Here is a 14474-nt window from a genome sequence, read left to right as displayed (position 1 = left end):
CCGTCACCGGAGACGGCGCTTTTCCCTCCGCGCGAATCTCATCGCCGCGCTGTGCAATCACTCGCTTACTGAGAGAGCGTGACTTTCGCAGGAGGTCTAATGTGCAGCAATTCGTCCGTACCTAGAACCACAATGGACATACCGTCGCCTTCGTCAAGATACGTGAGGCAGTCGATCCAGGCATCCATGTTGCGACCGTAGAAATCTGGGAATCCAAAGGTTTGGACAGACACATCATGGAACGACTCCCAGTCTCGAATGCGTGAGGTGTCCAACGTTACCTTGGCCATAGCACCATTCTGGCTCTCGACGAGCCGGGGTCGTTAAGACTGCTTTGGCCGAATGATGACTTCCAGGCCGAGGGCTTCGAGGATGGCAGGCCAGTGGCTGCGCTGATTAACTGGTGAGGTTTGCAGGGTGCGGCTAAGCGATTGCTGAGGGATACCAAGCTGAGCAGCCAGCTCCAGCATGGTCATCTCTCTTTTTGCCAGCTCAACTTTGACAGTAGCTTTGGTGTCCATCGCCAGAACTTATCACGTTCAGCGTTGATGAATAGCACAGCGAGGGTTGACATAGCACGTTGAACGTTGTATTATTTCCACAAGAGAAGGCGCGCAATCCCGCTAAGAAAGGCGCGCCTTACTCGAAGTCACCCTGGAGATGACCATGCAAGAGTTTACACCTAACACCGGCACCCGCGCCCACAGCCGCACCTTCAACGTCCTCAGCGTCACCCGCGAGTGCGGCGTCACCACCGACGTCGAATACACCACTGTTCAGCTCACCCGCACCGACACGGGCCTCACCGCCCAGATCAACAGCCAGCCCACCGAGCTGGAGCGCGCCGTCGCCCTCCTGCGCACCGCTGAGCGCGTCTGGCTGCTGGAGGAGGTGCTGACGTCGGAAGTGCCCACTGCCCCGGTGATCGGAAAGGCCATCGCCTGCGAGCTGCACCGCGAACTGGGCCGCCTCGGGTACCGCGCCCACTACGCCCTGGCCGGTGACGTTCTGAACCGCGTTGTCCCAAGCCTCGCCGCCATCACAGCCGAAGAACGCAACTTAGTGCGCGAGTACGCCTACGGGCAGCTCGGGCTGATGGTCGGCGGGTGGGCGGCGTGAATGATCAGACTCAGGACTGCGCCTGGTGCACTTGAAGAGCGGCCAGCACCTCGCCGGCATTGGTGTTGGGATTCACATCGTCCCAGCGCTCAAGCACCCGACCCTGCGGATCAATTAGGAAGGTGACCCGCCGAGCATACTTCACCGCACCATCATCCGTTTCAGTGAGCACTCCAAACTGCTCACTGAGACGGTAATCCGTGTCGGCGAGTAGTGGGAAACTCAGCTTGCACATCCCTCGAAAAGTCGTGTGCTGGGCGCGTGAGTCCACACTGATTCCAAGCAGTTGCACGTTCAGCGACTCAAACTCCTCGATCAGTCCCTGAAAGCGCCTCGCCTGCATCTGGCAGTGGGTGGCCGCTGCATTCGGGAAGAAAAACAGCACAACCGGCTGGCCTCTCCAAGCGGAGAGCTGCACTTGCTTACCGTCATCACTCAGGGCTGAGACATCGGGCACTTGATCGCCAGGTTGAAGAATCATAGACACCAGTTTAAGGCAAGCCTCAAAGGCAGGGGTACGAAAATGCGTGCGTTCAGGCGCGGCCTGAGAATCATTGCCAAGGAACGCAAACAGAGCGGCGGCCCCACTGACATCCAATCCCGCCGCCCTCACCGGGCGGTTTCTGTGTGCCTGATTCATCTGAATCAACGCGCCCAGACGCCGTTCTTGTGTCAGAGCACGCCCCATGATGAATCAGTGACGCAGCCGGATGATTCAAGAAATCCACTCACGCCGCAGCAAGAGGAGTTGATTCTCAAGCTGGCGGCCCAGGGTCTGAGCGGACGCAAAATCGCCGAGCGTCCAGAGATCCAGGTAAGTTACAGCTCCGTCAACCGCTTCCTCAAAGACCGCCGCCGCGAGCGCGCCGAGGCCACCAAGGACATCGTACGAGGCCACCTCGCCGCTACCCTGCCAACCGACCTTGAGATGCTGGATAGCTTGACCCGGCGGCTGGAAGTGATGCGCGGCGAGGCCGAGAAAATGGGGCTGGCCGGTTTCAACATGGAACTGCAGGTGGTCGACCGGCAGGTCAAAACCATCGGATTGAAATTACGCTATTCGGGTGCTGATGAAGACGATTCTGCCCAACGGTTGATCGAAGCGCTGAGTGGCGACGACTGATGCCGATTCAGCGCCGCAAACTGTGGAAGGCACTTGGCTACACGCCGCACGCGGGACAGATGCAGATGCACGCCGCGCTCGACGATCCAGAGGTGCGCCGCCTGGTGTGCCTGTATGGCCGCCGCGCCGGGAAGACCCACGGCGCACGGTTCGAGAGCATCTATCAGGCCTTGCAGCCGCCCGATCAGTTCGGCCCGCCACTCGTTTACGTGGTGAGCGACACCTACGCCCATGCTAAGGCGCTCTTCATGGCGGCGATGGTGGAATGCACAACCAAGCTGGCCCCGCTCATCAGAAAGGTCAGCCTCTCGGAACTCACCCTGACCTTTGTCAGTGGAGCGGTGATTCAGGCCAAGAGCGCCGACAACCCCGCCAGCCTCGCGGGTGACGGCGTGAAGTTCGCCATCATCGACGAATCGGGCTTCGTGCCGAATTACGCCGTTGAGGTGCTGATGCCTGCCCTCAGTGAACGGCGTGGGCAGGCGCTCGCCATCGGCACGCCGGACTATCCCAACTGGTACCGCGACTGGTTTTACGCCGGTCAGAGCGGCCAGGAAGGCCAGCGCAGCCTGCAATTGCCCACCAGCATCAACCCGTATTTTCCGAGTGAAGAACTAGAGCGGCTGGAGCGCACCATGCCCGAGCGCCTGTTCAGGAAATACTTCCTGGCCGAGTTCGTCGATGACGAAGGCGCGCTGTTCAAGCGCGAGCTGCTGGCCGCTCGCCTGATCCTGCCCGCCGCCGAAGATCCACAAGCGGACCACAGCTACGTCGCTGGGGTGGATCTGGGCCGGGCGGTGGATTACACCGTGGTCAGCATTCTGGACACCAGCGTGACCCCTGCCCGCCAGGTCAAGCTGGCCCGCTGGCGCGGCGAGACGTGGGAGCGCAGCGTCAGCCGAGTGGCCGCCCTGCTCAGGCAATACAACAACGCCCAAACCACCGTGGACGCTACTGGGCTGGGCGATCCAGTGTTTGAACTGCTCCGCAAGGAATACGACAACGCCACCGCCTTCAAGTTCACTGCCCAGAGCAAGCCGCCGTTGGTGGAAGGTCTGGCGCTGGCCTTAGAGCGCGGCATGGTGAACCTGCTCGCCGACGAGGCCCAGCGCGGCGAGATGGCGGCATTTCAGGCCAAGAGCACCGCCACAGGTGTCCGGTACGAAGCGCCCAGCGGCCTGCATGACGACATCGTGATGGCCAACGCGCTGGCTGTGAAGAGCTTGCTATATCAGCCACCCGAGCTGTTCATCCCCGGCACGTACTCCCAGCCGTTCTAGCCCGCTGGCGTGTCACCCAGCCTGAAAGTCTGTCACCATGCCCGACGCCGCGCCTGTCTCCCTGATTAAAGTCCTGACGCCCCTGCAACTGGCGCGGCGGCAACTGGAGAACCGCACCCAGCGGCCTGATTTGCAGCTCAGTGCCGCGCTTATCCGAGACGACCACTGGAACGGGGGCCGGGGATGGTCCGGGCCGCTCCCCAGGTACGACGGCACGTCCGACAGTGGCGCGAACGTCGCCCGCGTCACCGCCGAGATCGAGCGCGGTTTCATCAGCCGCAACCTGCCCTTGAACGTGGTGCAGCGCCATGTGAACGGCATCGCGGGCCGGGAGCCGCTGTGGTCCGTCATCCCCAAGCGCAAGATTCCAAAGGACCAGAAGCCCAATGCGGACGAACAGAAGCTGGTCGACGAGTTCACCGACGCGGTATCCGGTTGGTGGGACAACTCTGGCGTGTGGCTGAGCATCCAGAAGGCGCTGACCACCGCCCTGTGGAGCGAGCGCGGCACCCTGCGGCTGTTCGTGCCGCGCAGCAAGCTCCAAGCCAACGTCACCGACGGCGAGGGCAAGAGCGGCCCCGGCGTGCCCAGCGGCCTGACCCTCGCTGACGCCCTGGGCTTCATCAGTGTGCAGGCCCCGAGCTGGGACGCGGCGGGTGTGGTCAGGGACATCGAAGGCCGGGTCAGCAGCGCCTACTTCCACTACAAAGACGCCCTCGGCATGCCCTTCTGGGAAATTCAGGAGCGCTTGCCGGACGGCATGACCAAAGTCACGCCCGCCAGCACCGGCAGCGACACTGACCCTTCAGACGAATACCCCGTGCCCGATCTGCTGTTGTTCGAGGTCAAACTCGACCCGCTCATTACGGAGAGCGTGCGCCGCCTGGCCCTGTTCGCCGACAAAACCATGACGATGGGCAGCCGCAACGTCGACCTGGGCGGCTTCGTCGAGCGCACCATCCTCAACGCCCAGATGCCCGGCCAGTGGGTCAAGGACTCTGCAGCTCCAGGCGGTCAGAAATTCGTGCCCAGCTCCTACAACACTGGCAGCGGCGTGACGAACTTCCTCAACGGCATCTCCATCATGGCCAAGGATGAAACCACCGGCAAATTGGTGCCGACCGGCAACTTCTCCACCCCGTCTATCCAGTACAAAGACCCGTCAGGCTGGAGCGTGTTCGGCGAGACGTTCGACGAGGTACGCGAGGCCATCTTCGACGAGGCCAAGCAGCTCCACGTCCTAATGACCGGCGACGGGCGCGTGAACGGCGTGAGTCGCATTCAGGCGGTGCAGGACTTCATCAGCAGCCTGGAGCCCACCCGCATGGCGCTGGAGCAGCTGGTGCGCTGGGTCATCAATACCGTGCTGCGCCTGGGACTGCACTTCATTGGTCGACGCCCGGAGTACGACGCCTTCCACGCGACGGCCCAGGCACGCATGAGCGCCGTGCAGCCCACCCCGGCGGAAGTGGACACGGCGTTAAAGTTGCACGAAGCAGGCGTCATCGCTGAAGAGACCATGCTGGGCCGGATCGGTGTGGAAGACGTGGCCGCCGAGCGTGCCCGCCGTGCCGCTGAGGGCATCACCCCGACGCTGGCCCTCAAGATTCTGGAGACGGCCCCAGCCTGGGTGGGCTTGATGGCCCTGAGCCTGGCTTTCCCGATACTGGCGATCACGCCTGAGCAGATTGAAGAGCAGCGGCAGGCGGACCTTGGCGGCGCGCCTCCGGTCAACCCAGCAGACCTGAACGCGCTTGACGGTACGGGCCTGGACAATGCCCCAAACCCCTGAAGCCCGCCGCCTCATCAAGCTGGCCCGCCAGCGCGAGGACGCCCATCTGCAAGCCGCACGGGGCGCGGTCCTGCGCCAGTTCCGCAAGGTGGCGCTCAAGGCTGCCGAAGCTGAGCTGGCCCGCGTACTGGCTCTGCCGCCCGGCAGACGCCGCGCCAGCTTGCCGCTGGTCCTGCGCCGCATCGACGAGGCCATGCAAGCCACGCGCACACCGCCCGCTGAGCTGACGGCGCTGCTGAAGCGGGCCGTGCGGGACCGGGTACTGAGTTCGGACGATCTGGTGAAGTTGCTCGATTCCAGCTTGAAACTGAACGATCCGGCCAGCTTGCAGGTGAAGGCGGTTGACCGGCAGCGCAAGCAGATGAACACCTACTGGGAATCCGAGGGGAAGCGTTTCAAGGACGAAGCGGCCAGGACGGTCAGGGAAGCCCTGCGGCTGGGCCTCACGCCCGAGAAGGCAGCTGACCTCCTGCAAGCCCGCCTGGGCGTTCACAGAAGCCGGGCGGTGCTGATTGCCCAGGATCAGATGCTCACGGCGGCAAGTCGGGCCGGGATCGACCGCCTGAAGACGCTGGGCATCAAGAAGTTCCAGTGGGAAACCCAGCAGGACAGCCGGGTGCGTACAGGCCATCGCGCTTTGCAAGGCCGGGTGTTCACCTGGCGGGGCGCGCCAGAATTGCCAGGGCAGGCCGTGATGTGCCGCTGCTTCGCTTTACCAGCACTGCTTGGTGACTTTCAGGATGATATATGAATTCGCTTGACGATCAACTTTTGACTTTGCCTTGCCTGTACTGCGGCAGTGAAAAACTTCAGTCCCTATGGAAAACTATTAGTAAGCCTCGTTACATTAGAACCTGGCCATCGGATAGGGTTCACCCAGGGAGGGATTGCCTGCGATTGTCTATACATGAGTTAGATGAGATCTTGTTAAAGACGATAAAAATTAGCGGTGAGCAAAATTAAACGACTGGCCGTGATTGCAACTTTGAGCCTCTCCATGATTTCTTCTGTTGAAGCGTTAACTGTTGTAAAAACTGTTGTTAGTGACCGCTTCCCCATAAGCAATAAAATTGTTAATGGGCATGTTTGCACTACATATGCTCGTACCGGTACAACTTACTATTCCGATGGTACCTCAACAACAGTGACTTCTACGGTAGGCACTATTTGTATCTAATTGCTGCTTGATAATTCCCAGTACCAAGCCAGCCGCCCTCCGGGGCGGTTTTGCTTTGCCGGAGTGTCAGCCCGCACGGAATTCTTTGTGCATGAAACCTTCCATCGGACGGATCGTACATTACGTGGCCTACGGCACCCCGAACGGAGAGTTCAAACCCGCGCATCGTGCTGCAGTGGTCACTGAAGTCTTCGTCCCTGTGCCAGGCGACGGCGAAACGAAAATCAAAGTCTGTGTGTTGAACCCCACCGGCATCTTCTTCAGTGACTGGATGTCTGAAGACGAAACCGGGCAACGTGGCGGGTCTTGGCATTGGCCAGAACGCGAGTAAAACCCAGTAGTGACCTAGCCGCCCTCACCGGGCGGTTTCTGCTGTGCCGGGGTGTCACGCCCCTCACTAGCCTTAATTCATGCGTCATGGACGCCCGCAACCCCACGTCCCACGGCGGACACCACCCCACTCAAGGAGCACAACCGGATGAAAAAGACCTGGCAGGATTACCTGGACGAACACGACGGTGACGCCACCAAAGCAGGCGAAGCGGCTGCACGGGACGTTGCTGCTCGGCAAGGAGAGAACGCCACGGCGCGCGCTTTCCACCGCACGTTCGCGCCAGTCCTGAAAGAGCTCAACATCCCGGCCACTGACGACGGTGCCGCCACCCTGCATGAGCGCGTGGACGCCGCACTGGACACCAGCAACCGCGTGCTCAAAGACGGCCTCGGCCTCACCGCCGAGCAGAAAACCCAGTGGGAAGCGTGGCAGGCCCTGACCGACGCGGCAGGCCAGCCCCTCACCCCGCAGGCCGCCCAGACCGAGCTGACCCAGGGCCGTGAACTCAGCGTCACCAACCAACTGCGCGAGGTGACGGATGCGAGCGGCGCGAAGTTGTCGGTCCTGCAAGACCGCCTGCGCGGCACGAACCTGCGCGTCGAGTTGCGTGAAGTCCAGCAGGACGGCAAGGCCGTCAAGGTGGCACACGTCATTGAGCGCGGTACAGACGGCAAAGACGCGGACAAGGGCGCGCTCAGGGAGTACGCCACGGCCAACTGGCCCGATTACGTGCCGGTCCTCTTCTCTGCGCAGACTCAGCAGCTCCAAGGCCGCGTGGTCAACGGCCAGAGCGGCGCATCCGGCCAGCCTGCCGCCAGTGGCAACGCCATTCAGGACGCCCTGGGCCGCAGCGCCCCCAGCGCCGAGCGCGTCGTCGTCGACCCCTTCGCCACACCTTCAACAGGAGCTAAACCGTGAGCAGAACTGTCACCACCTACGGCCTCGGCGTCAAGTTCACCGCCGACGAACAGAGCCTCCAGCGCATCGCCCTCGGCGGCACCGTCAAGCTCGCCAGCTTCACCGATGCCAAGTTCGGCACGGCGGGCAGCCGCGTGATTCCGGCTGGAACCATCGTCACCCGCGACACTGACAAGACCCTGATTCCCGCCGCTGGCACGGAAGCCGCTGGAAAGGCGTTCCTGATGGCCTCGGACGTCGTGGAAAACCCCCTGCCCGGCACGGGACGCGGCTCCGACCTCACCACCGGTCTGTACGCGGGCGGCGTGATCTACGAAGACCAGCTCCCTGACGCGACCGGCACGCCGAAAGTCCTCAGCAGCGGCCTCAAGACCGCGCTGGGCACCAACTTCATCTACCAGGCCAGCCAGGGCAGCCTGGTCGTGACGGAATAAGGAGCTGACTGTGAACCCATTCCAAGCTGCCCTGGCCCGCATTACCTCGGGTCTGAACCAGTACATCGCCACCCGACCTGTCGCCCTGTCGAACCTGTACCTCGCCAACTTCCTGCCGCCCGTCAGCAGCACCCTGGCCGAGATCCAGACGGGCAGCTTCCGCATCGTGACCGAGCCAGCCGCGCTGACCGGCGTGGACAGCCCTTACGCGAAAGTTGGCAGCCTGCAGATGGTTGACTTCAACGGGCGCACCTTCAAGATCACGGCCGAAGCCAAGCTCAACGAATCGTTGCAGGACGCCATGCACGCCCGTGCGAACGCCCAGATTCTGCGGGCCGCGCAGCAGGGCGCATTGGCCCTCACCGGCGGCAGCTCGCCGCAGGCGGTCTACGAGAACTTCATCAGCCGCGTGGTCGAAGACGGTCTGCTGCTCTCCATCGACTACGGTGAGGAGGTCTTCCGCGCGCAGGCACTGGCCTACGGCAAGATCCAGGTCAAGGACTCCAAGACCGGCAACGGTGTGGACCTCGATTTCAGCGTGCCTGACGATTACAAGGTCAGCCGCACCGGCACCGCTGCCTACGACAAGGCCAGCAGCGCCTTCTGGACGGACGTGCAGGCTGCCCGCAACAAGCTGCGTCAGGAGCCGATGGGGATTACTGATCCCACAACCTTTGCGGCCATTGTCAGCAACGACAAGAACGGCATCATCGTTCGCAGCCGGGTGCAGCTCAGCTCGACCGTCATCCGTTACGAGCTGACCCAGGCGGCCAAGACGGCAGATGGCACGACCTTCAACCTCGGCCAGCAGAGCCTGGACGTGCTGAAAAGCGTGACTATCACGACCTATGCGGGCAAGGGTGACGCGCCGGACGCGCCGTACTTCTGGCCCAGCGGTCGCCTGACCTTCATGCGCTCCAGTGCGCGTGAAGTGGAGCTGATCGACGGGCAGATCGTGCGCGGCGCGCTCGGCGTCACCCACATCGGCCCCAACACCGAGGCCGGGCAGCAGAGCACCCGCTACGTCAACATTTACGTGCCGCAGGGTGCGGAGTACGAGGTGATCGGCAAGGCGAGCGAAGACTTGATGCCCTACATCGAAGAGGCCCGCAACCTCTACCTGTGCAAGACCGAGCTGGGGGCCTGACCATGGCCCCTACGCGGAAAGTCACGAACATTCCAGGGGTCTACGCCTTCGAGGGCAAGAGCTACGGCCCCTTCAGCGCCACGAACAAGAAGGAGTTCGTGGAAGTGCCGGAAGCCTTCGCCTTCACGCTCAACCTGCCGCTGCATGATTCGGAAGAGCTGGAATCCGAAGCCGAGCAAGGCGCGGATATTCAGGAGCTGCTAGACGCGAACCACAGCTTGAAAGAGGAGCTGGATCAGGCCCGCGCTCAGGTGGCCGATCTGCAAGCCAAGCTGAAGAGCACCCACGAGGGCGCGGCACAGCTCGGGGCGGCCCGCAACGCGCTGCAGGCTGAACTGGAGTCCACCCGGGCCGATTTCATCCGGTATCAGAACGATCTGCCCGGTCTGAAGGCGCGGGTGATGGAACTGGAACTGGGAGCGCTGGATCAGGCAACTGTTGATCTGAAGAGTGCCGTTCAGAACAACACCCAGGCCATCAAAGACATCACTTACGACACCTCGGTGGTCATCTCACCGGCTACGACCGCGCCTGCCGAGTCTGACGTGACCGGCGAGCCAGACAAGGCCAGCAAGCCCGCCCCTGCCCCCAAGAAGGCCATCAAGCCGTGAACCCTCCCCTGCCCACCGACGAAGCCCTGACGCACCTCACCGATGCGCTGGGCGTCAATTACGCCGCACCCAAAGATGACGCCACGCTCACCCGTGCGCTGACGGTGGACAGCGTGACGGTGGCGGGCATCATCTATCCCCGGCCCTGGGCAACGGCGGCCCGCTTGATCGCCGACAACACCGAGTACGAGCTGGACGAAGGGCTGAAGGCCAGAGTGGACAGAAAGCTTGCCACGCTCGCCCGCACGCAGCTCAGCATGGACGCCGCGCAGGGCATCACCGCCTATGTGCCGTCTCAGGTGCAGGCCTGGCCCCCGATGGGCGGCCCGGTGCGGACTGAAGGGACGTGGTGAAGTGATCGACGCCCGGCCCTTCCTGACCCTGACCGACGCGAACGGCGGCACCATCAAATGCGGGCGGCCCAAGCTGATCCCGCTAACCCTCGGCGTCAGTGCCGGGCGCGGTGGCGTGACTGCCGATACCCCTACGCACACAGTTGACGTGTACGTGGCGCTCGGCACGCCGCCCGCTGGCCTGGAGGACAACGCCCTGGTGACGGTGGACGTGGAGCCGGGCAAGCTCCAGAGCTTCCGCATTCTGCGCAACGGCATTGGCAAGAAGGCCGGGACGTGGAAGCTATACGTCCGCACGGAAGAAGACGAGGTGCTGGCATGACCCGTTCAAGCGCCTCGATCCGCATTCCCGCCTGGGTTCGCAAGCTGGACGCTATTCCCGCTCAAGCGGCTCAGGACGCACTCGGTGAGGCCCGCAAGTTCTTGCAAGCCGAGATGAAAAAGAACCTCACCAAAGGCGGGCCAAGCGGGTTGCGCGTCCGCAGTGGGCGCTTGATTCGCTCGGTTCGCACCTATCTCAAGAAGACGCCGCAGGGTGGGAACCTCTCGCTCGGTATGGCCTTCTACGGCTGGGTGCATGACCGGGGAGCCGTGATCGAAGCCAAGACCCCGATGGGACTGCGCTTCCGAACGGCACGCGGCTGGGTGCGCGTGATGCGCGTGGTCTTGCCGGAGCGCCGCTTTGCCCGTGATGCGCTCGACGCGACCCGCAAGGTGTTCCCGCAGTACCTGGCGCAGGCCCTGAAGGCGGCGGCGAGATGATCGTGCTGAACTTCATTCAGGCGCTCAAGGCCGAGCTTCAGACCAGCTTTCCCCAGTACACGGTGCAAGCGCGGGAACCGATTGAGGGGGAGCTGAAAGCCAGCACTGCCGAACGCCAGCTGTGGATCACCACCGAGGGTTTCGACTCGGGCGAGGACGTGGCCGATCAGGGCTACAGCACCGAGATTCGCGTGCCGGTGTTCGTCAGTATCGTGATTCAGCGCCCCAAATCCGAGACGGCTACTACTGCCGCGCTGACCCGCCGCTTGAACGTGGTGCAAGCCTGCCAGCGGGCCGCCCGTGCCTTCAACCATCAGGAGTCAGGCGCTCTGGTCAACTTTATGCAGGAACAACCGCTCATCGTCGACGGCTTTCTGGTGAGCGTGACGCATCTGGACATCGAATACGACCTGGGAGCGGAGGAAGAATGAAGAAATATCAGTACACAGGCGAGGCGACGGGGTTTCTGCCCGGCATCGGCAGCGTGAAACCCGGTTCGGTCATCGAGGCCACGAGCGAGGGTCACGAGGAAGCCATCAAGGCCAGCGGGCACTTCAAGCTCGACCGCCCCCACAGAGAAGAGAAGCCGCAGGGCAAACCCGCCCCAAAAGCGACTCCGAAGCCTGAAGCCAAGGCTCCAAAAGCGGACCCCAAACCCGAACCCAGCGTGGAACCCAAGGCCGATGACACCGGCGAAGGTGGTAAAGAATGAGCACCCCCAGACTCGGCAAGTACGGAGCCATCGCCATCGCCCTTCAAACGGCGGTGGGCACGGCAGCAACGGCCCCCACCAACACCCTGCGGACCACCGCCTTCGGTAATCCCATGCCGGAATACACCTACACCAACAACGAAATCGCCGACGGCACCATCTTCGAGACGGGCGAGCAGCTGCAGGGCGTCGTCGCCTCACAGCGCCAGATCACGGCGGAGGCGACCCTGGCCGATCTGCCGCTGCTGCTGATCGCCATGCTGGGTACGCCCGGCACGGCCACCGGTTCCCCTCTTCAGTCCAAGTTGGTCCCGCGTCTGGATGATTTCGCGGCCCTCGCGCCGGGCCAGCCGCTGACGGTGTGGCAGCCGCACCCAGTCAGGAACAGCCTCTTTACCGACGTGCAGATCAGCTCCATCGTCATCACCATCAGCAACCGGGCAACCGCGACGGTCCAGGTGACGCTGAACACCACCCGCGTCGGCCCGCTTGCCAGCGTGCCAGTGCTGCCCGCCATCAGCAACGTCGAGCTGGCGAAGTTCATGAACTTCTTCGTCAAGTACGCTGCCGGAACGGTCAAGCCGACCGAGGCCACCATCACGATCACGCAGCCGATGGAAGCTGAGGACGCCGCGCAGGGCCTGGATTCCGCCAATAACCTCTACGCGGTGGGCTGGAGCCGCAGCGGGGCACTCAGCGCCATGGTCAACATCCGCCTGGGCGCGGCCACCATCCCCGACGCCTTCCGGGACGCTTATGAGGCCGGGACGGACGCGGTACTCGAAGCTGGGTTCAAGGTCGGCACGAAGGAACTGAGCGTCAAGTTCCCGCACTCGCGGGTCAGCACCTTCGTGCCGGACGGCGGCCTGGGCCGGATTCTGGTGCCGGTGGACATCAAAGCGGTCTACAACGCAGGTGCGCCGACGTTCGAGTGGACGCTGCCCGGCAGTTAAGCCCCTCACCCACCCTCGCGTCCGGCCTCACCGCTGGGCGCGTTTGCGTTGGGTGTCAACCACCCGCCGAGACTGGCAGCATGACCAATCCGCACCCCGCGCTCAAACTCAAGGGCTTCACCAAAACTGTTGAACTCTCCACCGGTGTGGAGGTCATCATCAAGAAGCTGAATATCGAGGCCTACACCATGGATGCTGCCCGGCACGTCATGAGCACGCCCGCCCTGCTGACAGCGGCAGGCGAGTACGCCAAGGAGAGTGCGGCGGCAATCGAATCCGTTGACGGCCAGGCCCCGACGATGAGCCGCGAGCAGATTCTCGAAACGAGTCTCCAGATTCAGGAGAAGCTCCTGCGCGGCGCGCTGATCCAGCCGAAGCTCGAAGCCCTCTTAGAGCTGTACGGCGGCAGCCTGGAGGAACCCGACTACGGCCTGGGGCCGGACCTGACCCTGCTGCTGAACGCGGTGCAGGAGTTCAGCGCGCCCGCGCCGGAGGTGGTCGCTATGGCGGAAGCGTTTCCTGGCAAGGCACGCGGTAAGCCTGCACGCGCTAGCTAAGAGCTACGGCTGCCGCCCCCACGCCCTGCTGACCATCAACGGGGCTGAGCCGCACGAGCTGCTGGCCTTCGACACTGCAATCATGCTCTGGGCCAACGCGGTGGAAGGCGAGCGGCAGTACCACGAGAAGACGAAGTCACAGTCGCAGTAACACCAGAAACAAAAAGCCCCCGGTTCGAATGCCAGGGGCTTTTCCATGTGAAGCGGGCGCTTACTTGGCTTTGCGCGTGGTCTTCGCCGCTGTTTTCGGTGCTGCTTTCGGTGCTGCCTTACGTGCGGCGCGACTGCTCCCCAGTTGCTGGCCCTTGTCGTAACTGGCTTGCATTTTCTGTCGAGTCTCGGCGGCCAGCGCCTTGAAATCCACCAAGCCGGAGTTGATGCTCTCGATACTGGTCTTGATCTTGCCACCGGTGCGGGTCGTAGCGAGGCCACGGTTCACTTCGTCAAACCAAGTGTCGAACTCCGGGCTGGCTTCAAAAATCATCTCGCGCACACTACGGCTATATGTCTCGTCGCTGTTCCGACGACTGAACGTTTTAGGCAACTCAAAACGCTCAGTATTGACGTAAGCCGCATCAAATTGAGTCGCTCTCACCGCCTCCTTGAAGGCTTTGACAAAGGCATCACTGCGTTGGGGATTGGCGAGTTTGGCGACCTGTTCACTGAGTTTCAAATAAGGCATAACGAGAAGTATGCATTACAGAGAAGCCTCTGGCAAGAGTGGTCACATCTAACCCTAAGAGCTCAATGTGAATTTAAGATGACTAACTATTTATGATGTAGCAAATTTCAGGCTCGCCATTATCGAGTGAGACGGAGAAGCCACGCCTTCGATACCAGCTCAGGAGACCAGGTGTTTCCTGAATATCCGTCTGAATAACCCAACCCGTAATTCTTGAGCAGGCGCGTGCATATGCTTCCTTAATCAAGAGGTTGAGCATTACGTTACCCAATCCTTGACGGCGTTTATTGATGTGACGCACTCTCAAGCCAAAAAACTGGCGTATAGGCATTTCTGTCTCAACGTGAATGTCGTTGAGTTTGGCCTCGCTCTCACTGAAGGTAGCGTAAAGATGACCCACTCTCTCTCGCAAATAATATAAGCGGATAATAAATGTTATATCATCAGTATAAACGTCACAACGGTAGGGTTTTCCCTCCCGGTCAAGTACTTCGAATGTGCGCTCACTCATCTTTCAAGC

The 14474-nt window shown here is 62.0% G+C and carries 22 protein-coding genes; 17 read left to right on the top strand and 5 right to left on the bottom strand.

Translation table 11 applies throughout. The annotated features are described in order from the left end of the window. Positions 1-65: 65 nt before the first annotated feature. The gene (locus tag GUI70_RS18855) at positions 66-290 is read right to left on the bottom strand and encodes a barstar family protein (RefSeq protein ID WP_161883865.1); all 225 of its coding nucleotides are present in this window, start codon (positions 288-290) and stop codon (positions 66-68) included. A gap of 33 nt (positions 291-323) precedes the next feature. Then, on the bottom strand, positions 324-521 hold the full coding sequence (locus GUI70_RS18850) for a transcriptional regulator (protein WP_161883864.1): 198 nt from the start codon (positions 519-521) through the stop codon (positions 324-326). 145 nt (positions 522-666) lie between these two features. On the opposite strand from GUI70_RS18850, the gene GUI70_RS18845 reads away from it, so the two are divergent. After that, the gene (locus GUI70_RS18845; protein WP_161883863.1) at positions 667-1119 is read left to right on the top strand and encodes a hypothetical protein; all 453 of its coding nucleotides are present in this window, start codon (positions 667-669) and stop codon (positions 1117-1119) included. Between the two features lie 10 nt (positions 1120-1129). Here GUI70_RS18845 and GUI70_RS18840 read toward each other — a convergent pair whose 3' ends face one another. Next, positions 1130-1807, bottom strand: a complete 678-nt coding sequence (locus GUI70_RS18840; RefSeq protein ID WP_237725034.1) for a peroxiredoxin — start codon at positions 1805-1807, stop codon at positions 1130-1132. Between the two features lie 60 nt (positions 1808-1867). Between GUI70_RS18840 and GUI70_RS18835 the strand changes: the two genes are divergently transcribed. The 16 genes from GUI70_RS18835 (at position 1868) to GUI70_RS18760 (ending at position 13272) form a co-directional block, all read left to right on the top strand. Then, positions 1868-2242, top strand: coding sequence for a hypothetical protein (locus GUI70_RS18835; protein ID WP_161883862.1), 375 nt, complete (start codon positions 1868-1870; stop codon positions 2240-2242). Continuing rightward, positions 2242-3522 (top strand): terminase large subunit domain-containing protein, encoded by a 1281-nt coding sequence (locus tag GUI70_RS18830; RefSeq protein WP_161883861.1) that lies wholly within the window; start codon positions 2242-2244, stop codon positions 3520-3522. The genes GUI70_RS18835 and GUI70_RS18830 overlap by 1 nt, the downstream gene beginning before the upstream one ends. 37 nt (positions 3523-3559) lie before the next feature. Then, positions 3560-5314 (top strand): hypothetical protein, encoded by a 1755-nt coding sequence (locus GUI70_RS18825; protein WP_161883860.1) that lies wholly within the window; start codon positions 3560-3562, stop codon positions 5312-5314. Beyond that, entirely contained in the window at positions 5298-6065 is a 768-nt protein-coding gene (locus GUI70_RS18820) for a minor capsid protein (protein WP_161883859.1), read from the top strand. Before GUI70_RS18825 ends, GUI70_RS18820 begins: the two co-directional genes overlap by 17 nt. Before the next feature lie 517 nt (positions 6066-6582). Continuing rightward, on the top strand, positions 6583-6822 hold the full coding sequence (locus tag GUI70_RS18815) for a hypothetical protein (RefSeq protein WP_161883858.1): 240 nt from the start codon (positions 6583-6585) through the stop codon (positions 6820-6822). Between the two features lie 147 nt (positions 6823-6969). Next, positions 6970-7743 (top strand): hypothetical protein, encoded by a 774-nt coding sequence (locus GUI70_RS18810; RefSeq protein ID WP_161883857.1) that lies wholly within the window; start codon positions 6970-6972, stop codon positions 7741-7743. Then, positions 7740-8177: a hypothetical protein gene (locus GUI70_RS18805; RefSeq protein ID WP_161883856.1), complete on the top strand. Its 438-nt coding sequence runs from the start codon at positions 7740-7742 to the stop codon at positions 8175-8177. The genes GUI70_RS18810 and GUI70_RS18805 overlap by 4 nt, the downstream gene beginning before the upstream one ends. A 10-nt stretch (positions 8178-8187) precedes the next feature. Continuing rightward, positions 8188-9324: a major capsid protein gene (locus GUI70_RS18800; RefSeq protein WP_161883855.1), complete on the top strand. Its 1137-nt coding sequence runs from the start codon at positions 8188-8190 to the stop codon at positions 9322-9324. 2 nt (positions 9325-9326) lie between these two features. Beyond that, positions 9327-9935: a hypothetical protein gene (locus GUI70_RS18795; RefSeq protein ID WP_161883854.1), complete on the top strand. Its 609-nt coding sequence runs from the start codon at positions 9327-9329 to the stop codon at positions 9933-9935. Beyond that, positions 9932-10288, top strand: a complete 357-nt coding sequence (locus GUI70_RS18790) for a hypothetical protein (protein ID WP_161883853.1) — start codon at positions 9932-9934, stop codon at positions 10286-10288. The genes GUI70_RS18795 and GUI70_RS18790 overlap by 4 nt, the downstream gene beginning before the upstream one ends. A gap of 1 nt (position 10289) precedes the next feature. Beyond that, positions 10290-10610, top strand: a complete 321-nt coding sequence (locus GUI70_RS18785) for a hypothetical protein (protein WP_161883852.1) — start codon at positions 10290-10292, stop codon at positions 10608-10610. Next, the gene (locus tag GUI70_RS18780; protein WP_161883851.1) at positions 10607-11050 is read left to right on the top strand and encodes a hypothetical protein; all 444 of its coding nucleotides are present in this window, start codon (positions 10607-10609) and stop codon (positions 11048-11050) included. Before GUI70_RS18785 ends, GUI70_RS18780 begins: the two co-directional genes overlap by 4 nt. Next, the gene (locus GUI70_RS18775) at positions 11047-11481 is read left to right on the top strand and encodes a hypothetical protein (protein WP_161883850.1); all 435 of its coding nucleotides are present in this window, start codon (positions 11047-11049) and stop codon (positions 11479-11481) included. The genes GUI70_RS18780 and GUI70_RS18775 overlap by 4 nt, the downstream gene beginning before the upstream one ends. Beyond that, the gene (locus tag GUI70_RS18770; protein WP_161883849.1) at positions 11478-11762 is read left to right on the top strand and encodes a hypothetical protein; all 285 of its coding nucleotides are present in this window, start codon (positions 11478-11480) and stop codon (positions 11760-11762) included. Before GUI70_RS18775 ends, GUI70_RS18770 begins: the two co-directional genes overlap by 4 nt. After that, positions 11759-12715: a phage tail tube protein gene (locus tag GUI70_RS18765; RefSeq protein WP_161883848.1), complete on the top strand. Its 957-nt coding sequence runs from the start codon at positions 11759-11761 to the stop codon at positions 12713-12715. The genes GUI70_RS18770 and GUI70_RS18765 overlap by 4 nt, the downstream gene beginning before the upstream one ends. An 80-nt stretch (positions 12716-12795) precedes the next feature. Continuing rightward, positions 12796-13272 (top strand): hypothetical protein, encoded by a 477-nt coding sequence (locus GUI70_RS18760; protein ID WP_161883847.1) that lies wholly within the window; start codon positions 12796-12798, stop codon positions 13270-13272. 211 nt (positions 13273-13483) lie between these two features. Here the strand turns inward: GUI70_RS18760 and GUI70_RS18755 are convergent, their stop codons facing one another. Next, entirely contained in the window at positions 13484-13954 is a 471-nt protein-coding gene (locus GUI70_RS18755) for a hypothetical protein (protein WP_161883846.1), read from the bottom strand. 82 nt (positions 13955-14036) lie between these two features. Further along, the gene (locus tag GUI70_RS18750) at positions 14037-14465 is read right to left on the bottom strand and encodes an N-acetyltransferase (protein WP_161883845.1); all 429 of its coding nucleotides are present in this window, start codon (positions 14463-14465) and stop codon (positions 14037-14039) included. Between the last annotated feature and the right edge of the window lie 9 nt (positions 14466-14474).

Source organism: Deinococcus alpinitundrae, assembly GCF_009982895.1.
Classification (GTDB): Bacteria; Deinococcota; Deinococci; order Deinococcales; family Deinococcaceae; genus Deinococcus; species Deinococcus alpinitundrae.
Note: the sequence above shows the minus strand (reverse complement) of the source record. Positions and strands in the feature narration are given on the sequence as shown.